Source organism: Streptomyces sp. NPDC015032 (assembly GCF_043080425.1).
Classification (GTDB): Bacteria; Actinomycetota; Actinomycetes; order Streptomycetales; family Streptomycetaceae; genus Streptomyces.
Window position 1 is genome coordinate 1 of the sequence record NZ_JBIBVN010000019.1, and the last position, 19,565, is coordinate 19,565.

19 protein-coding genes and 3 pseudogenes are annotated in these 19,565 nt (G+C 69.3%); 14 read left to right on the plus strand and 8 right to left on the minus strand.

Annotation, left to right across the window (positions count from 1 at the left end; genetic code table 11):
* The coding region (locus ACF08M_RS24535) for a PaaX family transcriptional regulator C-terminal domain-containing protein (protein ID WP_392187423.1) at positions 1-577 on the plus strand (577 nt) is incomplete at its 5' end.
* Positions 578-778: 201 nt separating this feature from the next.
* Here ACF08M_RS24535 and ACF08M_RS24540 read toward each other — a convergent pair.
* Complete coding sequence (locus tag ACF08M_RS24540; protein ID WP_392187424.1) at positions 779-1,792, minus strand: alpha/beta hydrolase; 1,014 nt, start codon at positions 1,790-1,792, stop codon at positions 779-781.
* A 287-nt stretch (positions 1,793-2,079) separates the two neighbouring features.
* On the opposite strand from ACF08M_RS24540, the gene ACF08M_RS24545 reads away from it, so the two are divergent.
* Together ACF08M_RS24545 and ACF08M_RS24550 are read left to right on the plus strand one after the other, a co-directional pair.
* A complete protein-coding gene (locus ACF08M_RS24545) occupies positions 2,080-2,310 on the plus strand; it encodes a hypothetical protein (protein WP_392187425.1) in 231 nt (76 codons plus the stop codon).
* Positions 2,311-2,675: 365 nt separating this feature from the next.
* Positions 2,676-2,876, plus strand: coding sequence for a transposase family protein (locus ACF08M_RS24550; RefSeq protein WP_392187426.1), 201 nt, complete (start codon positions 2,676-2,678; stop codon positions 2,874-2,876).
* 391 nt (positions 2,877-3,267) lie between these two features.
* On the opposite strand, the gene ACF08M_RS24555 is transcribed toward ACF08M_RS24550, so the two are convergent.
* The gene (locus tag ACF08M_RS24555; protein WP_392187427.1) at positions 3,268-4,446 is read right to left on the minus strand and encodes an IS701 family transposase; all 1,179 of its coding nucleotides are present in this window, start codon (positions 4,444-4,446) and stop codon (positions 3,268-3,270) included.
* 116 nt (positions 4,447-4,562) lie between these two features.
* On the opposite strand from ACF08M_RS24555, the gene ACF08M_RS24560 reads away from it, so the two are divergent.
* Positions 4,563-4,895 carry a glyoxalase superfamily protein gene (locus ACF08M_RS24560; protein WP_392187428.1) on the plus strand — a complete coding sequence of 111 codons (333 nt, stop codon included), beginning with the start codon at positions 4,563-4,565 and terminating at the stop codon, positions 4,893-4,895.
* A 42-nt stretch (positions 4,896-4,937) separates the two neighbouring features.
* Positions 4,938-5,078 (plus strand): annotated as a pseudogene (locus ACF08M_RS24565) (cytidine deaminase); the annotation flags it as partial.
* A gap of 173 nt (positions 5,079-5,251) precedes the next feature.
* Here the strand turns inward: ACF08M_RS24565 and ACF08M_RS24570 are convergent.
* Complete coding sequence (locus ACF08M_RS24570; RefSeq protein WP_392187429.1) at positions 5,252-6,298, minus strand: RNA ligase family protein; 1,047 nt, start codon at positions 6,296-6,298, stop codon at positions 5,252-5,254.
* Between the two features lie 481 nt (positions 6,299-6,779).
* Between ACF08M_RS24570 and ACF08M_RS24575 the strand changes: the two genes are divergently transcribed.
* On the plus strand, positions 6,780-7,007 hold the full coding sequence (locus tag ACF08M_RS24575) for a hypothetical protein (RefSeq protein WP_392187430.1): 228 nt from the start codon (positions 6,780-6,782) through the stop codon (positions 7,005-7,007).
* A gap of 23 nt (positions 7,008-7,030) precedes the next feature.
* Here ACF08M_RS24575 and ACF08M_RS24580 read toward each other — a convergent pair whose 3' ends face one another.
* The 3 genes and pseudogenes from ACF08M_RS24580 to ACF08M_RS24590 form a co-directional block, all read right to left on the minus strand.
* Positions 7,031-7,978, minus strand: coding sequence for an isopenicillin N synthase family dioxygenase (locus ACF08M_RS24580; RefSeq protein WP_392187431.1), 948 nt, complete (start codon positions 7,976-7,978; stop codon positions 7,031-7,033).
* Between the two features lie 157 nt (positions 7,979-8,135).
* On the minus strand, positions 8,136-8,435 hold the full coding sequence (locus ACF08M_RS24585) for a hypothetical protein (protein WP_392187432.1): 300 nt from the start codon (positions 8,433-8,435) through the stop codon (positions 8,136-8,138).
* 26 nt (positions 8,436-8,461) lie between these two features.
* A pseudogene (locus ACF08M_RS24590) lies at positions 8,462-8,806 on the minus strand (MFS transporter); the annotation flags it as partial.
* A 119-nt stretch (positions 8,807-8,925) separates the two neighbouring features.
* Here ACF08M_RS24590 and ACF08M_RS24595 point away from each other — a divergent pair.
* The gene (locus ACF08M_RS24595) at positions 8,926-9,885 is read left to right on the plus strand and encodes an Lrp/AsnC family transcriptional regulator (RefSeq protein WP_392187433.1); all 960 of its coding nucleotides are present in this window, start codon (positions 8,926-8,928) and stop codon (positions 9,883-9,885) included.
* Positions 9,886-9,967: 82 nt separating this feature from the next.
* Here the strand turns inward: ACF08M_RS24595 and ACF08M_RS24600 are convergent.
* Positions 9,968-10,138 (minus strand): annotated as a pseudogene (locus tag ACF08M_RS24600) (MarR family transcriptional regulator); the annotation flags it as partial.
* A 168-nt stretch (positions 10,139-10,306) separates the two neighbouring features.
* Between ACF08M_RS24600 and ACF08M_RS24605 the strand changes: the two are divergent.
* The 5 genes from ACF08M_RS24605 to ACF08M_RS24625 all read left to right on the plus strand — a co-directional run bounded on the left by ACF08M_RS24605 (position 10,307) and on the right by ACF08M_RS24625 (position 14,913).
* Positions 10,307-11,518 (plus strand): MFS transporter, encoded by a 1,212-nt coding sequence (locus ACF08M_RS24605; RefSeq protein WP_392187434.1) that lies wholly within the window; start codon positions 10,307-10,309, stop codon positions 11,516-11,518.
* Between the two features lie 57 nt (positions 11,519-11,575).
* Entirely contained in the window at positions 11,576-11,992 is a 417-nt protein-coding gene (locus ACF08M_RS24610; protein ID WP_392187435.1) for a heme-binding protein, read from the plus strand.
* Between the two features lie 116 nt (positions 11,993-12,108).
* Positions 12,109-12,933 carry an aldo/keto reductase gene (locus ACF08M_RS24615; protein WP_392187436.1) on the plus strand — a complete coding sequence of 275 codons (825 nt, stop codon included), beginning with the start codon at positions 12,109-12,111 and terminating at the stop codon, positions 12,931-12,933.
* A gap of 102 nt (positions 12,934-13,035) precedes the next feature.
* A complete protein-coding gene (locus ACF08M_RS24620) occupies positions 13,036-13,830 on the plus strand; it encodes an SDR family NAD(P)-dependent oxidoreductase (protein WP_392187437.1) in 795 nt (264 codons plus the stop codon).
* Positions 13,831-14,124: 294 nt separating this feature from the next.
* Positions 14,125-14,913, plus strand: a complete 789-nt coding sequence (locus ACF08M_RS24625) for an IclR family transcriptional regulator (protein WP_392187438.1) — start codon at positions 14,125-14,127, stop codon at positions 14,911-14,913.
* 63 nt (positions 14,914-14,976) lie between these two features.
* Here ACF08M_RS24625 and ACF08M_RS24630 read toward each other — a convergent pair whose 3' ends face one another.
* Positions 14,977-17,277 (minus strand): FAD-dependent oxidoreductase, encoded by a 2,301-nt coding sequence (locus ACF08M_RS24630; protein WP_392187439.1) that lies wholly within the window; start codon positions 17,275-17,277, stop codon positions 14,977-14,979.
* Between the two features lie 436 nt (positions 17,278-17,713).
* Between ACF08M_RS24630 and ACF08M_RS24635 the strand changes: the two genes are divergently transcribed.
* Both ACF08M_RS24635 and ACF08M_RS24640 read left to right on the plus strand, forming a co-directional pair.
* Positions 17,714-18,643, plus strand: coding sequence for a carbohydrate ABC transporter permease (locus ACF08M_RS24635; protein ID WP_392187440.1), 930 nt, complete (start codon positions 17,714-17,716; stop codon positions 18,641-18,643).
* Positions 18,640-19,560: a carbohydrate ABC transporter permease gene (locus tag ACF08M_RS24640; protein WP_392187441.1), complete on the plus strand. Its 921-nt coding sequence runs from the start codon at positions 18,640-18,642 to the stop codon at positions 19,558-19,560. The genes ACF08M_RS24635 and ACF08M_RS24640 overlap by 4 nt, the downstream gene beginning before the upstream one ends.
* The last annotated feature ends 5 nt before the right edge of the window (positions 19,561-19,565 follow it).

The window sequence follows — 19,565 nt, forward strand, 5'->3', positions numbered from 1 at the left end:
TCCCGAACACCCACCGTCACCCTCGCCCCATGAACGGGACCCACACCCCCAAAACCGACAGCGCGGGATTGACGAACGACATAGAGGCACCCCCCTGCAGGGCGGCCTCTACATCAGCGCGAACGCCTGGGAACCCTACGTCGAGGACCAGGCCCGTCACCTCGATGTCCTCGACCACCTCACGCTGCTGACCACTGACAACCTGCGTCAGGGCAACGAGCACGAACCCGCCGCACTCGCCCGGGCCCTATGGCCACAGGACGAGATCGCCGACCGTTACCAGCGGCTCGCCTGCGTTGCCCGGCTGCGCCTGCGCCGCCTTCAGGAGGACGCCGGCCTCCCCGCCCCCCAGCGGCTGAGCATCGCGATCGAACTGGCCGCTGAGTTCACCCGCGCCATGGAGCCCGACCCCCTCCTGCCGCCCGAGCTGCTCCCCCAGCCCTGGCCCGGCACACAGGCCCGTGAACTCATCGCGCAGTGCTGGTCGCTCCTGGACCAGTACACAGAGGAGAGCGAACGAGTCAGCCTCTTCCGTCTCTACCGCGACGTGGTCCGTCCAGCAACCACCGACAAGTGAGGCCCGCGCCGCGGACACGCCTGTCGTGAACCCACGCCCTCGGCGTCTGCACGAAGGCACTGCCAAAGACCGGTGCCCAGGCCGCGACCGGACGAACATCGCCACCACCGCGACCCGGCAAAGCAGCCTCCGCCGGCCGACGCGCACCCCGTACGTGAGCACCACCACCAGGTCGAAGCCGTACGACGGGACCGCGCGCGCCTACCGCTGCCAGGGCTGTGCCTCGCAGGTCAGGTCGTGCGCGGGGAGCCGCCCTGTACGCAGGTAGGCGTTGACGCGCTCATTGACGCAGGCGTTGCCGTATTCGCCGTACAGGCCGTGCTGGCGGGCACCGTCCACGGTGAGCAGCCGGGAGCTCGGCCACTGCTCGCGCATGGCCTGGGCGCCTGCGTAGACGGTGCGGGGATCGCCGGTGGCGTTGACGAGCAGGGCCGGGACGTCGTTGTCGAGCACGGTCGGTGCTTCGGCGGGCCGGGCCCAGAACTCGCAGGGGGTGATGTTGCCGGCCAGCGGCCCTGCGAGGGGGAACCGCTCGCGGGACTCCTCGACCGCGCGCCAGTAGCTGCCGACGCCGCGCCGTTCCGCCACGTCACCACAGACGATCGCGGTCATCTGGCTGGCAGGGGCCGAGCCTGCCCCGGTCAGCAGGAACTCCAGCTGACCGGCGAGCGCTTCGGACGGCTCGACCGGCTCCCGGTCCGCGGCGCGTGCCAGGAGGCGGACGGTCGCGGCAAGGTCGGCGCGCCGCCCGTCGAGGTCGCTGCCGAGGCCGCCGATGAAGACGGCGGGAAGGACGTGCTCGTCCAACAGGTACGCCTTCCCGATCCGCAGCGGCTCCTCCGCGGCGGCGTCGCGGATGTGCTCCACCGTCGCCAGGACCTCGGCGCGCGTGGCGCCCAGCCCGTAGGTGCCGTGCCGTGCGGCGGCCCAGGACGCCCATGCACGCAGGGCCGCCTCGTTGGCCGCCTCGGCGCCGCGCAGCAGGGTGTGGTTGTAGAGCTTCGGGGAGTTGACACCGTCGAGCACCATGCGGTCGGTGCGACCGGGGAAGAGCTGTGTGTAGACCTCGCCGAGGTAGCTGCCGTAGGAGTAGCCGAGGTAGGAGAGGGTGTCCTCGCCGAGGGCGGCGCGGATGACGTCCATGTCGCGGGCGGTGTTGCGGGTGGTGACGTACGGCAGCACGTCGCCGTGGGCGCGCTCGCACCGCCCGGCCATGTCGCGCGCGACGGCAACCTCCTGGCGGTAGGCCGCCCGGTCGGCGCCCGCGGAGCGCAGGGGGCCGAGCCCAGATCCCAGCCGCAGTCCAGCGGGGTACTCCGGCCGACGAAGCGCGGGTCCATGCCGATCAGGTCGTAGCGGTCGGCAACCTCTCCCATCACCTTCGACTTGGTCAGTGGCATGTGGAGGCTGGGGCCGGCCGGTCCCCCGTCGTTGAGCAGCAGCGGGCCGGCTCGGTGGGCGGTGTCGGTGGCCTTCAGGCGCGATAGGGCGACGGTGATGGTGTGACCGCCGGGGTCGGCGTAGTCGAGCGGCACGGTGATGTCGGCGCAGTCGGCGCCGACAGCGTCCAGCGCCTGGCCGAGCTCGTCGTCGGCACCGAGGGCGCAGGCGTGCCAGTCGACGTGCTGGCCGTGGAAGCGCGCGAACGGGTCCGGGTCGGCGGCGGCGGTCGTCGCAGTGGCGGCGAGCACCACCAATCACGCAGCAAAGGCCGTGATGCGTCGGGAAGTTGACATGCCCGCACCCTAGAAGCGGCGGATACCTCAGCACACTCCGGGAAATCCCGGAGACCGGGTGGGGGTTATCCCCCAAAAAACACACCCGGGCACCCACAGGACCCCGGCCATCGCGCCACAGCGCAACGCCCGTCGCGAGTACGAGAACCGTGGCAACACCCTCACGGCACCAACCGGACCGTGATCCGGTTCAGCGGCTACCGCTGGTCTCCGTTCGGATACCCCCGGGGGACGGGCTCCCACGCCCAAGTCGCCTGCCGTCTCCGGGTGTTAGGAGGATGCCGGGCGGGGGAGGTTTGCGGTGGCAAAAGGAGGGAGGCCGTGGGGAAGCGAAACGCTCTCGCGTGCCTTGGCGCGGATCTGTGGCTGCCACCCTGCTGATCTGCCTGACGCAGGTCCCTGATCCGCGGCATCCGCGCGGAGTCCGGCACGCGTTGGAGTGCGTCCTCGTGCTGGTCGCCGCCGCGGTACTGACCGGCGCGCGCCGGCCGCGGTCGGCGAGTGGGCCGCCGATGGGCCTGGGCCGGTTCTGGCCGCCCTCGACGGTCTACGCGATCCGATGACCGGGCAGTACTCCGTGCCAAACAAAGCAACCGTTCGCCGGGTCCATTCCCATATCGACGCCGACGCACTCGACCTGACGGTCAGGCACTGGCTCAACAACCGCCGTGCGCCACAACCACAGGCCGCGGACCGCGGGGCATCGCGGTGGACGACAAGGCCCTGCGTGGAGCGGCCCCGGGCGCAGGGACGCAGGATTCACCTGCTCGCCGCGCTCGGCCACCGGGCCGGCCTCGTCCTATGCCGCCTATTACTGCAACCGCATCTGGAGAGTGTGGCCTCGGCGTTTGTAGTGGGAGCGGCGGGCTCGGGCCTGGCTGCGTCGTCGGAAGCGTGACCAGTGCAGATGGTGCTCGTTGCTGTGGCAGTGGCGCGTGGCGACGACGTGGCCCATCAACCGGCGGATCTCCGGGACGCTGAGGGATATGAGGTCTTGCTCGTCGTCAAGAGTGCCCCTTTTGCGGCTTCTGTGGCGCGGACGGCGGTCAGGTAGGCGAGGGCGGCCATGGCCAGGGTGATGTGGCGGTACCAGGCCCGGTAGAGCCGCACCTGGTAGTGGTCCAGACCGCACTCTCCCTTCGCGGTCTGGAAGCACTCCTCCACCGCCCACCTCGCGGCAGCCACTTTGACCAGGTCTTTCAGTCGGGAGGCGACCGGGCCGTAGCAGACGTAGTAGGCGGTCTCGTTCGGGTCGCTGACGCTGCGTCGGGCCAGGACCCAGTGCCCGAAGCCGTTCTCCCAGTACGGGCGGATCGCGACACGCGCCCAGTCGTAGATCCGCTCACCGTGCGCGCCGGCCCCGCCGGAGATCCGTTTCCACCGCTGGCGGGGCAGCGCGGCGACCAACTGGTCCACCCGCGCGTCCGCCCCGTGCGCGGTGATCACAGTGTCGTTGACCTTCGTGGCCAGCACGTGCGCGACCCGACGTTCCTCCAGCCACACTCGCAGGTGCTTGACCTGCCCGTATGCCTCGTCAGCGGTGACCCACGCGAACGGGACACCCGCGTCAATGGCGCGCTGCAGCATCCACTTGAAGTGCTCGTTCTTGGTCGCAAAGGGGACCTCGTCGCCGATCCCAGCCGCGCGGCAGCGGTCACGGTCATCCGTCCAGGAGGCGGGGATGTAGAGCTCGCGGTCGATCAACGCCCGCCCCCTGGCGGAGGCGTAGGCCAGGAATGTTCCGATCTGGCTGTTCTCCGTGCGGCCAGCTGTGCCGGTGTACTGCCGCTGGACGCCGGCGGACTTGGTGCCCTTCTTCAGGAAGCCGGTGTCGTCGCCGATCAGCACCGCGTCCTTGGCGCCGATGGTCTCCACGACGAAGTCCCGCACATCGTCGCGGACCGCGTTCTCATCCCAGTCGGAGTGGTTGAGCAGGCGCTGGACGCCGTCGGGGCGCAACTGACCGACCTGCTCCGACAGCGTCCACCCGTTCTTCTTCTCAAGCGGCGCGAGCAACCCGTTCAGGTAGTCCGACGCCCGCTCGCGGGGCTCCGACCTGCCGAAACGGTGGGCGAACCGGGCATGGAACCCTGCTATCCCCTCGGACCACGACTCGACCTGCTCAACCGTCAACGATTCATCGCACAGTCGGAACAACGAGCCAATCCAGCACCTGTCACGGCAGATGCGGTTGCAGTACTATGCCGCATCAAGCAAGTTCACCCTGAACCGTCTGCGACCATGGCTCCATGGACGAGAAAGTCATTCCCATTCTTCGCGTCGAGGACGCTGCGGCCGCGGCCGCCTGGTATGAGCGGCTGGGATTCGCCAAGCAGTGGGAACACCGCTTCGAACCAGGCCTTCCCTCATTCGTTGAGGTGGCCCGGGGCGGAATGCGGCTGTTCTTGTCGGAGCACAAGGGCGATGCCCGCCCCGACACGTTGGTCTACCTCCGGACTCGTGATGTCGAGACCATCGCCTCCGAGTTCGGTGTGCAGGTGAAGGATGCTCCATGGGCGCGTGAGATCGAGCTGCGCGACCCTGACGGCAACCGGCTCCGGATCGGCACGCCGACGGAGTAACACGTGCCGGTGGCACGCGGCAGGGAAGCTGCTGGAGGCCCCCGCGCCGAGCTGGTCCTTCTCGACTACTTCCCGGCCCTCAAGGTCATCGTCGGCGAAGGCAACCGCATCCGAACCGTCCTCATCACCGACCTGCTGCCCGAAAGCCATGTCTGGGCCGACCACCAGCCCGACGCCGAGTGAACCGCGCCACTCAGCACGAGCCGGCACCGGCGGCCGACCACGGGGCGAACGTTGCCTGATGCGGCACCGGGGCAGGAGGCGGGCGCGTCGTCCAGCCATAGCCGACCAGCCACACCTGACTCATGCCTTTGGCTCGCCGCGTCTTTCACCGAGGGGACTGCTTGCTGCCGTCATCACGTGCCCTCTCTGCCTGTCCGGGAGCGATGGCGGTCCTTGGCATCGAACACCGCCAAGGAACGTGCCCCAGGCAGAAGCGCGCGTCCCAGAGGGCGTAGGAGTGTGTCCTCCAAGCCTCCCAGCGCTTCGGCGAGCTCTTCCGAAACGTCCCGGGTGATCTCCCGCGCCACAACATCTGCCGGAGTGCGCGGGCCCAGCTTGCTGACCACGGCGGCCGCGCGAGCGGGGGTGAGGAGTGCCGAGGCCTGGGCCAGGAGCCAGGCGGGAACTCCGGCCGCTCCCTGCGGCGGTGGCAGATAGGGACGCGCACCGTCGAACCGCTCGTCCTCGGCGAAAGACTTTTGCTTCACCTTGACCACAGGACGTATGCCTGCGCCTGCGGAATCCGCCTCCTGCCATTCGCCGGCCGGCTTGAGGACGTAGCCTTCGGCGAGGTTGTCCGCCAGTTCGGGCAGCCCCAAAAGGGCTGGGACTCTTGTGGAGAAGGCGCATGGCAGCTCCTGGAGCTTGTTCAGCGCACCGCGCCCGAGAGTGGGAGGGCAGAAGAGCCCTGCGGCGGCCGCGGCTCCACGCAGAGCGCGGTCAGAGATCCAACAGCGCCCCTCAGTCATCTCGACCGATGCATCGAACGGCAGCCAGTGCAGGCCCGGCGAATACCACACGCCCGTCTGCACCGGCTCGGCCCCGGCAATGGCAGGAACATCCAGGTGCGGGTAGCAACCGCCGGCCAGCTCACCGTAGATCGTCACCACCGCAGCGTCACCCCATACGCTGCGCAGTGCCGAGGCACATCGTGCCGCCGCCACCGACAGCACCGGCCAGACCCTGCTCACGCCGAAGAAACTATCCAGCGCATCGTCGCCCAACAACTCACGCCGCTTCGCCGGATGGACCCCCGTACCATCGCACACCACCGCAAAGTGCGCTCCGTGCACCTTTTCCACCGCGACCCACTCCCGGGCCCCGGACACACCAATCCGTCCCCTGGCGGAGATCTTGGGATACGGCCGTAGTGCGGAACCCGCAGACGCAGCATCGGACATGAGGAGGATCATCGCGGTCTGTCGAGCCCTGGGCAACCCAGATTCACCGTGACAACTCCGGAGGATCAACACGTGCGACGCAGTCACAGCCGTCCCTGCAAAGCACGGGCGCCCGAAGATTCAGTGACCTTCCATTGACCGTCGCTTTCTGAAGATCGCTCTGCGGGGCCGACCGGACCCCGGGCAGCCTTCAAGAACCCCTTGAAAAGCCTGGTCGTTCAAGGTGGGCGGCACGGCACGCGGTAAGGAAGACATGTGGGCTGCCGGTCGTTTGCAGCGGCGCCCGGCTCCCGGTGTCCCGACAAGGCGGCGGAGTTCGCCGTCGGGACTCAGGCAGGCGACGGAGCCCGGTACGCCGCTTCGGAGCCACGCATTCTGGAGAACGCCGTGCTGGCCTGCTCGTTGGCAGGGGTGAAGCGGGCGCGGGCCGCACGGGGTCGCGGCCCTCGCGCGGCGCCTCGCCGCGGTCATGCCCACGGCCGTGGACTCCGCCAACGACGGCCAGGCCGTACGCGCCGGCCTCACCGCGGCGGGTCTCACCCACCTCTTCGCCATCCTTGTCGCCCGCGGACACGTCACCCGCATCAAGCCCGCCCCGATGTCCACCGGCTGGCCGTCTCGCTCCTGGCCGTACCGCCTGACCGTTGCCTCGCGTTCGAGAACACCGACGAAGGCACCGTCGCGGCTCGCGCCGTCGGAGTGCCCGTGATCGATATCCGCCACGACGACCTCTCAGCCGAGGATGGTCTGCAGTTTGTCGTGAAGGTAGTCCCCAGCGCGTACGGGGCCGTAGGACGTGCGGCCGAGGGGTGCCGGCAGCGATGTGACGTTGGTGTGGGGTGCGCAGGCGTGGAAGTACACCAGTGAGGTGAGTTCCTCCTGCGGGGCGTCGGACGGCGGCGGCAGAACGCGGTGGCGGCCCGAGCGCCAGCGGTCCCCGCTCCAGCGGGCCATGAGGTCACCGATGTTGAGGGTGAACGCGCCGGGGTCGTAGGTGGCGTCCTGCCAGCCGCCCTCATCGTCGTGGATCTGAAGGCCGCCCTTGCCGGGCTGCCGGTCCAGGAGAGTGATGAGGCCGAAGTCGGTGTGCGGTCCGACGCGGAACTGGCCGGGCGCGGCGGCGCCGGTCTCGTGGGCCGACGGGTACCAGTTGACGGTGAAGTCCCAGTGAGGGCTGGTGGTGTGGCGGGTGAAGAAGTCGACCGGTTGACGCAATGCGGTCGCCATGACTTCGAGGAGTGTGTCGGCCAGGGCGCGCATCCGCTCGGTGTATTCGGTGACGAGCGGGCGCAGGGTGGGAACTTCGTCGGGCCAGTTGCAGGGCATCTGCTGCGCGTTGCTGGGCTGCGCCGAGGAGTCGGCGGCGCATGACCAGACTTCCAGCAGGTCCGGTGGGGTGTGGGTGCCTTCGGACCGGGCGGTGGTCACCCGCTCCCGGCCGATCCAGCCGCGTCGGTTCTGGTCGTAGTGCTCTTTGACGGCCTGTGGCAGGTGGAAGAAGTCGCGTGCCGCGGCGCGCACATGGCGGGGCAGATCCGGTTCGATGCCGTGTCCGGTCACCAATAGGAAACCGGTGGCCTGCAGGGACTGGTCGACCTGGGCGGCGAGCCGTTCCCGGCCTGCGCCGTGACTCGATGTCCAGCGGTTGAGGTCGATGACGGGAACCGGGGTGGCGGCCATGGCGGGGGTCTCCTTCGGTACGGGTGAGCGGGGCTGGGGTGTGAGTGAGGCCGAACGTGGCCGGCGGGAGATGGCGGTCTCTGTCCGAGCCCGGGCACGTTCGCTCTTTGCTCTGGGCTCGGCAGATCACCTGGCGGGGAATCGGATGCCGCCGGGCTCATTCGATTGCGGCCGTGGCCGACCGGGCGTCAACCGTGCCTTCATCTGTGGTTGTTGGGCTTTTTGGCCGAGACTGTCGGGACAACCCCAGTACGAGGGCAGCGCCGGCCAGAGCCACGGCACCGGCCGTAAGCGCGAGGGCGTTGTTCCCGGTGGCGAACGCGGCGTGGAGGGTGTGGTCGAGACCGGCGCGCTGTGCGGCCGGGGCGTGGGCCAGGAGGCTGTCGGCGCCGCCGCCGGAGAGGGTCTGCGCGGTGCCGCCGGGATCGGTGACCTTGCCTCGGAGGGGCGTGGTCATGGTGGAGACGGCCAGGGTGCCGAAGACAGCGTGGTCGTGAACATCGCCGCAGCGCCCAGACCCTGCACAATACGGGCGGCAATCAGCACAGCCATGCTCGGCGACAGCGCGCAGGCGGCCGACGCCAGGGCGAAGACGACCAGCCCGCCCGCGTACATCCGGCGTCGGCCGTAAAGATCGGCCAGCATTCCGGCGCCCAGCAAGACGGCCGCCACTGCGAGCGCGTAGCCGTCGGCGACCCACTGCAATTGCGACAGCGACGAGCCCAGCGACTCCGACATGGCAGGCAGCGTCACCAGCACGATCGTGACGTCGACGAGCAGCATGAACGTGCCCATACAGATGGCGGCCAACAGCCCCCAGATACGCATGATTCCCCACTCCCACACCGGGCGGACAACGGACCCGGCCACCATCCACGTCCGTCCCGCTCCGCCCCAAGCCATACTCTTGAAAGCGGGATCATCCGGCGAAGGAATGAGGTGTACCGGTGGATCACGACACCATGGACGACCTCGACCAGCACCTGCTCCAAGCCCTCCAGCTCGACGGCCGCGCCCCCTTCAGCCGCATCGCGCGAGACCGCGATGTCTCCGAACGCACCATTGCCCGCCGTTACCAGCGGCTGCGTACCCTCGGCCTGCGCATCATCGGCCGGCCCGTCTCCTCCCGTCTGGGCCTGACCCGCTGGCTACTGCGCCTGCACTGCACCCCCGACGCCGCCGGAACCATCGCCGAAGCCCTTGCCCGCCGTCCCGATACCAGCTGGGTCACCCTCGCCTCCGGCGGCACCGAGCTCTACTGCGCGCTCAACGCCCGTACGGCTGAAGAACGCAACGCACTGCTGCTGGAGAAACTCCCCCGCACCCCGCAGGTGCTCTCCGTCAGCGCTCACTGCATGATGCGTATCTTCGTCGGCGCGACCAGCACCTGGCACGCCACCCGATTCGAGCCGCAGTCCACTGCGACCGCGGTGGATTCCGGCTCATCCACCGCCGCCCCGCTCGTCCTGGACGCCACCGACCGCACTCTGTTCGCCGAGCTGGCCCGAGACGGCCGTGCGACTCTGCCCGAACTCGCCGCGGCCACCGACCGCTCCCCCTCCAGCGTCCAGCGCCACCTCGACCGCCTCCGCGGCGAGGGTGCTCTGAACCTCTCCGTCGATTTCGACCCGCAGCTCCTCGGCTACCACATGGCCACCCGGCTCTGGCTGAACGTCACCCCCGCGCACCTGCGCATCGTTGGAGAAAGCCTCGCCACCCACCCGGAAATCGCCTTTGCCGCAGCCATCACCGGCACGTCCAACCTGGTCGCCAACGGCATCTTCCGCAACCCGGCCGACCTGTACGACTACATCGACCAGCGCATCAGCCGGCTCCCTGGCATCCAGAGCATCGAAACCGCCCCCACTCTCCGCGAAGTCAAACGCCTCGCTCCCGCCATGCCATGAGGGTGGACCTCCTGCGCAGGCGTGGAGTGTGAACGTCTGTGTCAGGCTGCGGTCCGGTTGAGCGGAGGGCGGACCTGGTCGCGTGTCCGCCACCGGCCGACTGGTTGCGCTCCAGCAGCGAGTACTCGCGTGCGCTCAACCGGTGTTCGGCCTGAGGCGCACGTTCGACGCTGTTCTCGATACGTCCGCGCAGCAGCGAGAGCGCCGGCCAACCGTGCGCCAGTGCGGTCATCGCCGGGTCGGCGGCGGTCATGGACAGCTCCCTCGGTCGGGTCGTGCGAGCGGAGGCGCGGCAGGTTGTCTGCCGCCATATCGCGGACTTCTCTATACCCGCGCTTGCCATTAGCCATCGTGTGCAATTATTGTTCAGACACGTAAGGCGCTTGCGCAACTTCATCTTGTATGTCAAAGGACCCTCGTCATGCCGCTCGCACTGCTGGCCCTGGCCATGGGGGCCTTCGGAATCGGCACCACAGAATTTGTGATCATGGGGCTGCTGCCCCAGGTCGGCGCGGACCTCGGCGTGTCCGTACCGACAGCCGGTTTCCTGGTCACCGGCTACGCCCTCGGCGTCGTGATCGGCGCGCCGATCATGACCGTCCTCGGCACCAGGATCTCTCGCAGGAACATGCTCATGCTGCTCATGGGCCTGTTCATCCTCGGCAACCTGATCTCCGCCGTCGCCCCGGTCTTCGCCGTCATGCTGATCGGCCGAGTGGTGGCCTCGCTGGCCCACGGCGCCTTCTTCGGCATCGGCTCCGTCGTCGCCGCTGAACTGGTGGCGCCGGAGAAGAAGGCCGGTGCCATCTCCATGATGTTCACCGGCCTGACCGTGGCCAACGTCGTCGGGGTACCCCTGGGCACGTTCGTGGGCCAGAGCGCCGGCTGGCGCGTGACCTTCCTGATCGTCGCCGGCCTCGGCGTACTCGGCCTGGCCGGCGTCGCCAAGCTCGTGCCCGACGTGCCCAAGCCGGATGGAGTGCAGCTGCGGCACGAGGTCGCCGCCTTCAAGAACGTCCAGGTCATTCTGGCCATGGCCATGACGGTCCTCGGCTTCGGAGGCGTGTTCGCCGCGATCACCTACATCGCGCCGATGATGACCGAGGTCAGCGGCTTCGCGGAATCCTCCGTCACCTGGCTGATGGTGGTTTTCGGGCTGGGCATGGTGGCAGGCAACCTGATCGGCGGCCGTTTCGCGGACCGCAAGCTCATGCCCATGCTCTACACCTCCCTGGGCGGCCTGGCGGTGGTCCTGCTGCTGTTCACCTTCCTCGCCTCCGGCAAGGCGTCGTCCGTCGTGGCCGTCTTCCTCATCGGCGCTCTCGGCTTCGCCACCGTCCCACCGCTGCAGAAGCGCGTACTGGACCACGCCCATGGCGCCCCGACGCTGGCCTCGGCGGCCAACATCGGCGCCTTCAACCTGGGCAACGCCCTGTCCGCCTGGCTCGGCGGCCTGGTGATCTCCGCCGGCCTCGGCTACGCCGCACCCAACGCCGTCGGGGCCGTCCTGGCCGCCGCCGCTCTGGTGCTGGCCGTCATCTCGCACCGGCTCGAACTGCGGCCCCATCGCACCACCGCGGCTTCCGCGCCGGCGAACCCCGACCCCGCCGCGGCGGGAGCCGTCCACTCCTGATCCCCCCGTACCCGCGCCGCACCGGCCGTGCGTCCCATCTGTACAAGGAAATCTGCCATGAGCACCACCACCGTGACCCCGCTGACCGCTACCGAAGCGGAGGCCCTAGTCCGCGCCGCTCGCCACGCCGCCGACGCGGCGGGCATCCCCGTCAGCATCACCGTCCTCGACGCCGGCGGACACCTGCTGGCCTTCCGCCGCGACGAGCGTGCCGTACTCATCTCCGGTGAAACCAGCACGGCCAAGGCCTACACCGCCCTGCAACTGAACGCGGCGACAGCCGACCTGGTCGACCTGGTCAAGCCGGACGGCCCCTTCCACTCCCTGCCCACCGCGCTGGACAAGCCCCTGCTGTTCATCGCCGGCGGCGTACCGATCCACCGCGACGGACAGCTCATCGGCGCCCTCGGCCTCGGCGGCGGCGCGCCCGAGCAGGACCACGCGTTCGCCCGGACCGCCCTCCAGGCTCTCTGACCGGCCTCGACCGACGGGGCGGCGGTGGCCGACACCGGCCGGCCGCTCCCCGCTCCTGTTCTCCTGCCGAGGCAGCACCAAAGAATGTCAAGACAGCATCAACGAAAGGCCCCCTGATGACTTCCGTGCCGAACGTGACGCTCAACAACGGTGTGGCCATGCCGCAGTTGGGCTTCGGCGTCTTCCAGGTCCCCGACGAGGAGACCACCGCCGCGGTCACCAGCGCTCTGGAGGCCGGCTACCGCAGCATCGACACCGCCGCGATCTACGGCAACGAACACGGTGTCGGCAGGGCCCTCGCCGCCTCCGGCCTCCCCCGCGAGGAGCTGTTCATCACGACCAAGCTGTGGAACGAGGACCAGGGACACGACCGGACCCCGGCCGCGTTCGACGCCTCCCTGGACAAGCTCGGCCTCGACCACGTCGACCTCTTCCTCATCCACTGGCCCACCCCGGCCCGCGACCTGTACGTAGAGACCTACAAGGCGCTGGAGAAGATCCTCGCCGACGGGCGGGCCCGCGCCATCGGCGTCTCGAACTTCCAGATCCCCCACCTGCGGCGGCTTCTGGAGCACACCGGCGTCACCCCGGCGGTCAACCAGGTGGAGCTGCACCCCGGCCTCCAGCAGACCGCGCTGCGCGCCTTCCACGCCGAACACGGTATCGCCACCGAGGCCTGGAGCCCCCTGGCCCAGGGCGCGGTCCTCGGGGACCAGGCGGTCGTGGGAGTCGCCGAGGCGTATGGCGTAACCCCGGCGCAGGTCGTGCTGCGCTGGCACCTGCAGACCGGCAACATCGTGATCCCCAAGTCCGTCACCCCCGACCGCATCCGGCAGAACCTCGACGTCTTCGGCTTCGAGCTCACCGACGCCGACATGGCCGCCCTCGCGGGCCTCGACCGGGACCTGCGCACCGGTCCGGACCCCGACACCCTCAACTGACCCCGAACGTCCCGGAGTGCCCGTCCCCTCCACGGCGGACGGGCACTCCGGGACGCCGACACCACCGCAGCAGCTCCACAGCCTCGACGAAGGGAACGCATCATGCAGATCGATCTCTCCGGCCGCACTGCTCTGGTCACCGGATCCACCCAGGGCATCGGCCACGCCATCGCCACCGGTCTCGCCCGCGCGGGAGCCCACGTCGTCGTCAACGGCCGCGGTGAGGGGCGCGTCGCGGAGGCCGTCCGCACCGTACGCGAAGGATCCGGCAGCGACGACGTCACCGGTGCGGTGGGCGACCTGGCGACGGAGCAGGGCGCCGCCGCCGTACTGGAGGCCGTACCGGCGGTCGACATCCTCGTCAACAACCTCGGCATCTTCGGCTCCGCCCCTCCGCTGGAGATCGACGACGCCGAGTGGCGCCGCTATTTCGAGGTCAACGTCCTCTCCGCCGTCCGGCTCATCCGGGCCTGCCTGCCCGGCATGAAAGAACGGGGCTGGGGGCGCATCCTCAACCTCGCCAGCGACTCGGCCGTAGCCACTCCCGCCGAAATGATCCACTACGGCATGACGAAGACCTCACTGCTCGCCGTCAGCCGCGGGTTCGCCAAGGACGCCGCCGGCACCGGTGTCACCGTCAACTCCGTCATCGCCGGACCGACCCACACCGGCGGCGTGGAAACCTTCGTCCGCGAACTCGTCGGCACCGAACTGCCCTGGGACGAGGCACAGCACCAGTTCATGATCAAGCACCGGCCCCAGTCCCTGATCCAGCGCCTCATCGAACCCGAAGAGATCGCCAGCATGGTCGTCTACCTCGCCTCGCCCTACGCCTCCGCCACCACTGGCGGCGCTCTGCGCGTCGACGGCGGCTACATCGACTCCATCCTGCCCTGAGAGCCCGGCTCCACCCGCGCCGCCCGGCGCCGCCCGCTTCCAGGCCTGTGGCCGGACCGCCCTTCGCCGAGGACGGTCCGGCCTCAGGCCGTTTCCTCCCCTCTCGCAGGCCGAAGGAGCACTCCCTCCGTCCCGATCGTTGTCATGGCATCAGCCGCTTCGGCCCCCCGGCAGCTGGTCATCGGCCCCGAGGCGGTACCACCTCGGCATGCGGGCGGATTTCAGGAACAACCCTCGGGCCGACGCGATATGCTGATGCAGATTGTGCAAGCGATTTGCAAAATGAGGAGGGTCATGGCTACGCGGGCGACTGACGCCGGGACGAACCAGAGCGTCGAACGAGCGGTCTCGGTGCTGCGCGCACTCGACTCCGGCCGCGCTGAACTACGCGTCTCCGATGTCGCCGAACTCACCGGACTGGGCTCCTCCACCACCTCCCGCCTCCTGTCCACCCTCGAACGTCTCGACATGGTCGAACGCGACCCCGTCAGCAACCTCTACCGCCTCAGCCTCGGCATCCTCCCGCTCGCCGCCACCGCCATCAACCGCCACCCCGTCCACCGCGCCGCGCGCATGGTCCTCCAAGACCTCGCCACCCGGACGGGACTCGGGGCCAACGTCGCCATCCGCCGCGACACCGAGCTGATGTTCCTGTGCAATTTCGAGGGAAGCCGCGCCCCCAAGTCCTACACACAGGCCGGACACAGCGCCCCGCTGCACGCCACCAGCATCGGCAAGTGCCTCCTCACCGGTCTCACCCCCAAAGAGCGCCGCACGCTGCTTCCCGAACCGCTCGCAGCACACACCGACTACACGACCACCAGTCACGACCTCCTCGACGCCGAGATCGACACCGTCCGCCGCACCGGCTACGCCGTCGAGGCCGAAGAACGCGCCCTGGGCCGCGCTTCTCTCGCCGCGCCCGTCCGGGACGCCTCGGGTGACGTCGTCGCCGCCATCTCCCTGTGGGGCCCCACCTCCCTCCTCGGCAGCCACACCGAAGCCGAAGGGCAGCGCCTCGCCCTCACCCGCGAGGTCATCGAAGCCGCCGACGTCATCAGCCAAGCACTCGGCGCCCGCTGAATCACGCAGCGAAGGGGTCCGGTGAAGGTCGTTCGACCTTCACCGGACCCCTTCGCCGTATGGCTATGCGCCGTACGCCTTGAACGCGATCACGTGCGCGTACCGCGCCCCGTGCGTCGCGTCCACCACGAGCCGCAGCGCGTCGGTACGCACGGGCCCGCCGTCCGCACCGGTCAGCTCGTGCACCCGGTGGCGGCGGCGGTTGCCCGTCACCGTCAGCAGCGTGCGCCAGGTGCCGTCGGGCTCGCGGCTCTGGATGCGGTAGTCGCGGACCAGTTCCGGCATGACCTCGAACGGGGTGCGGTGGCGGTGCAGATTGTTGAGGTACTCGTCGACGTCGTCGTCGAACACCACGCGCGTTTCGGTGAGCAGCTGCTCCTTGCCCCAGTCGAGGCGCAGCCACTCCGCGGCCCGGTCCGGGTCGGGCAGCAGCCCGGACGACCACATCTGCGGGCCTCCGTAGGCGCGCTGGAATCCGCCGACGGCCCGCTCGGGCAGGAACGCGGCGGTGTCCGGGCTCGCACGGAAGCCGAAGGTCCGGCGGCGCAGACCGCGGGCCTGCCACTCCAGGACCAACTGGCCTTCCTCCTCCGGGATGTCGTGGTCGACCGCGGCGTCTCCCTCGACCCTGCTGCGCAGCGCGAGGACGCCGTCGGTGCGCTCCGGGACGAGGACCAGCGCCGCCCCCGGACAGGCACGCACGATCAGGACGACGTTCTCCGGAGCGTCCGGGCGGTGGCCGAGTCGGGCCGTGACCCAGTGGGGGCCGTCGGCCGGCACGGTCACCGTGGTGGTGAGCAGGTGGTCGACGGGGACCGCGTTCTCGGGGCGGCCGGTGCTCCACAGTTCCACGGTGAGTTCGCCCGGCAGCCCACCCGGGGCACCGTGGACGAGCAGGTCGACCGTGTCGAGTACGGGGTCCACCGGCAGCAGCAGCGCGAGGTCGCGGGTGAGCGGGTACGGCTCGCCGGGCACGGCCGCCGTGGGCTCGGCAGCCAGGCGGCTCAGGTGCGAGGAGGCGCTGACGCGGGCCGTGCGCGCCAGGTTGTCGGGATCGTCGTCGGCGAGGCCGATGACCGAGGCGTCCTGCCGCAGCAGGGCACGGCGCACCAGCTCAGGACGCTTGGTGGCGAGTTCGCGCGGGCTCAGGCCCTCGGCGGTGCACAGCGCGGCGGCCGTGCCCGCGGCCTCGCCGAGCGTGGCACAGGTGGCCATCACGCGGGTGGCGCCGAAGGCGATGTGGGTGGCGGAGATGTTGCGCCCGGCGAACAGGAGGTTCGTGACGTTCGCCGAGTACAGGGAGCGCAGCGGGATGTGGAAGATGCCGTCCGCGTAGCGCTGGCGGGCGCCGGGCTCGTCGGCGTACATGCCCTGCACCGGGTGGAGGTCGACGGACCAGCCGCCGAAGGCGACGCAGTCGTCGAACTGTCGCTGTTCGAGGATGTCCTGCTGGGTCAGCACGTGGTCGCCGAGGAAGCGGCGGTACTCGCGCTTGCCGGGGAGGCTGCCGACCCACTCCAGCGTCAGGTTCTCGGCGTCCGGGAACTCGCCGGAGTTCTTGATGTGGTCCCAGATGCCCATGATCACGGCCTGGAGCTCGTCGCGGATGCGCTCGTTGTCGTGGACGGTGTCGAGCTCGCCGCCCCACTCGATCCACCAGTAGTCGCAGCCGTTGTCGCCGGTGCGCAGCACGCGGTTGCGCAGAATGGGCGTGGTCGACAGATCCTTGGCATGGGCGGGCGGCACGAACTTCACCGGGCGGCCGGTGTCCTTGGTGTGGAACAGGATCGTCGAGCCGAGCAGCGCCTCGTCCCCTTCCTCGGGTGCCCAGGGCTCGCCGAACTCCGAGTGCGCCTCGCGGCCGATGCGGTGACGGGCGCCAACGAGGTGGCCGAGCAGGCCGTCGCCGGTGCAGTCGAGGAACTGCTGCGCGTGGAAGGTGATGCGCCGCTCCGAGCCCATCATCCAGCCGGTGCAGGAGTGCACCTCGCGCGCATCGTCCGGGCCGCTCGCGTCGACCTCCCGTACGTCTGTGTTGAGGTACAGGTCGATGCCCGGTTCGGCCCGGACGGCGTCGAGGACCACCTGATCCCAGTAGTACGGGTTCCCCTCGGGGTTGCGGTACTGGTTCTCGGTGTACAGCTCGCCCATGATGCCGGTCTCGCGGGCCCAGCGGTGCACGCCGTGGGCAGTGGCGCCGCAGACCCACACGCGGATCTCGCTGCTGGCGTTGCCGCCCAGGACGGGCCGGTTGTTGACCAGGGCGACGCGCCGGCCGAGCCGGGCCGCGGCGATGGCCGCACAGGTCCCCGCCAGGCCACCGCCGATGACGGCGATGTCGTAATGGACCTCTTCTTCCCGCACGGTGCGGCCTCCTTGGTGTGAAGCTCGGATACTCTCCGCCGCAGCGGAGCCGCCATGAACGTACATCACATCCATATTATGCAACCACTGTTCAGCCAGTGGGATGTGCTGTAGATTTCCGGCGCAGCCGATGACACCGCCGTCGCGGGCCGACGGCCGAGTTCGCCGCAGGTGCGGCGGCCTCGCCGGTCCTGCACGGAACCGGCGATTCACCGACCAAAAGGGTTGACGCCGTCGCACGATATGGAGAACGATCCCGCATGCTGCAACTTGCGTTCAACGGAGCATGCATGGCATTCACACTCGGCCTCGGTCGAAGCAGGGGACGGGGCGGCTCGCGGCTCACGCCCGGCCGCGTCACATCCGCCTGCCGGCTCGCGGCCTCCCGTGCCACGCCCTGCACCACCGCTCCCGCACCGTTCGAGAGGACACACCCATGAGTACGGCCGCACCTCCCCAGAAGGCCGCTCCACGCCATGAGCGGACCGGCGGACGGCTCTCCAACGGCGCGTTCGCACTCCTACTGACCGCACCGGGGCTCGCCCTGTTCGCGACGATCATCATCTACCCGCTGCTGTCGGCACTGTTCACCGGATTCTTCAAGCAGGACCTGCGGCTGCCGGGCCGGGAGTTCGTCGGCCTGGACAACTTCACCCACTGGCTGGACGGCGACTTCCTCACGATCCTCAAGCAGACGCTGATCTTCACCGTCGGTGCGACGCTCGTCCCCTTCGTGGTCGGCTTCGCGCTCGCACTCGCGCTGAACTCGGGCCTGAAGGGCAGCGGCTTCCTGCGCGGACTGTTCCTGTTCCCGTGGGTGATCCCGGGCGTGGTGGTCTCCTTCCTGTGGATGTGGATCTTCAACGCGAACTACGGCGTGCTGAACGGCATCCTCATGAAGGCCGGGATCATCGAGGAGTCCGTCTCCTGGCTCGGCCAGCCCGGCACCGCCATGCTCGCCGTCATCGTCACCAAGACCTGGGCGAGCTTCCCCTGGATGATGGTGATGCTCCTGGCCGGTCTGCAGACCGTGCCCAAGGAACTGCACGAGGCGGCCTCGATGGACGGGGCGGGCTCGATCCGGCGCTTCTTCGCCGTGACCTGGCCGCAGGTCCGCGGTGTCGCCTCGATCGTGCTGCTCCTGGAGTTCATCTGGAACTTCCAGCACTTCGACACCATCTACGTGCTCACCGGCGGCGGCCCGGCCGGTGCCACCGAGACCTTCGCGACCGCCGTGTACCAGACCGCCTTCAAGGGCTTCGACATCGGCCGGGCAACCGCGCTGGGCGGCCTGTGGATGCTGCTCCTGCTCATCCTCGTCGCCGTCTACCTCAGGATCACCGAGCGGAAGGGCGACGCCCGATGACCACCACGACCTCCACCCCGCTGTCCGGCACCGGCCGGCCGAGGCCGTCCGCCACATCCGCCGGGCGCACCTCACGGCGCCGGATCCGCAAGGACCTGCTGCGCTCGCGGATCGCCGCCTGGACCGCGGTCCTGATCATCGGCGCCTTCGGCATGCTTCCGGTCTACTGGCTGCTGGCCACCGCTCTGAGCAGCCCCGAGCAGACCTTCCAGTTCCCGCCGAAGCTGATACCCACCGACATCACCTTCAGCAACTTCACGGCCCTCGCCGAGAACGACCAGCTGATCAAGTACCTGGTCAACTCCCTCGTCGTGGCCTCGATCACCGCTGTGCTGAGCGTGGTAGTCGCCACGTACATGGGCTACTCGTTCTCCAAGTTCCGCTACCGCGGGCGGCGTTCGCTGATGCACCTGGTGCTGGCCTCCCAGATGTTCCCCCAGGCGCTCCTGCTGGTGACGCTGTACGCCGTGTTCTCCAGCTTCGGCCTGCTGAACACGTACACCGCCCTGGTGCTGTCCTTCACCACGTTCACGATGCCGCTGTGCGTCTGGATGCTGAAGGGCATCTTCGACACCATCCCGGACGCCCTGCTGGAGGCGGCGTCCATCGACGGCGCGTCCCGGTGGCGCACGCTGCACTCCATCGTGGCGCCGCTGGCCGCGCCCGGAATGATCGCCGCCGGCCTGTTCGCCTTCGTCCGCGGCTGGAACGACTTCATCTTCGCGGTGACGCTGGCGGACAAGGAGAAGCAGACCCTGCCGCCCGGCCTCGTCTCCACCTACATCGGCGAATTCCAGACCGCCTGGCCCGAGCTGATGGCCGCCTCGCTGGTGGTGTCCGTACCGGTGGTCGTCGCCTTCATGTTCCTGCAGCGCTACCTCGTCGGCGGCATGACCGCCGGCTCGGTCAAGAGCTGAGCCCG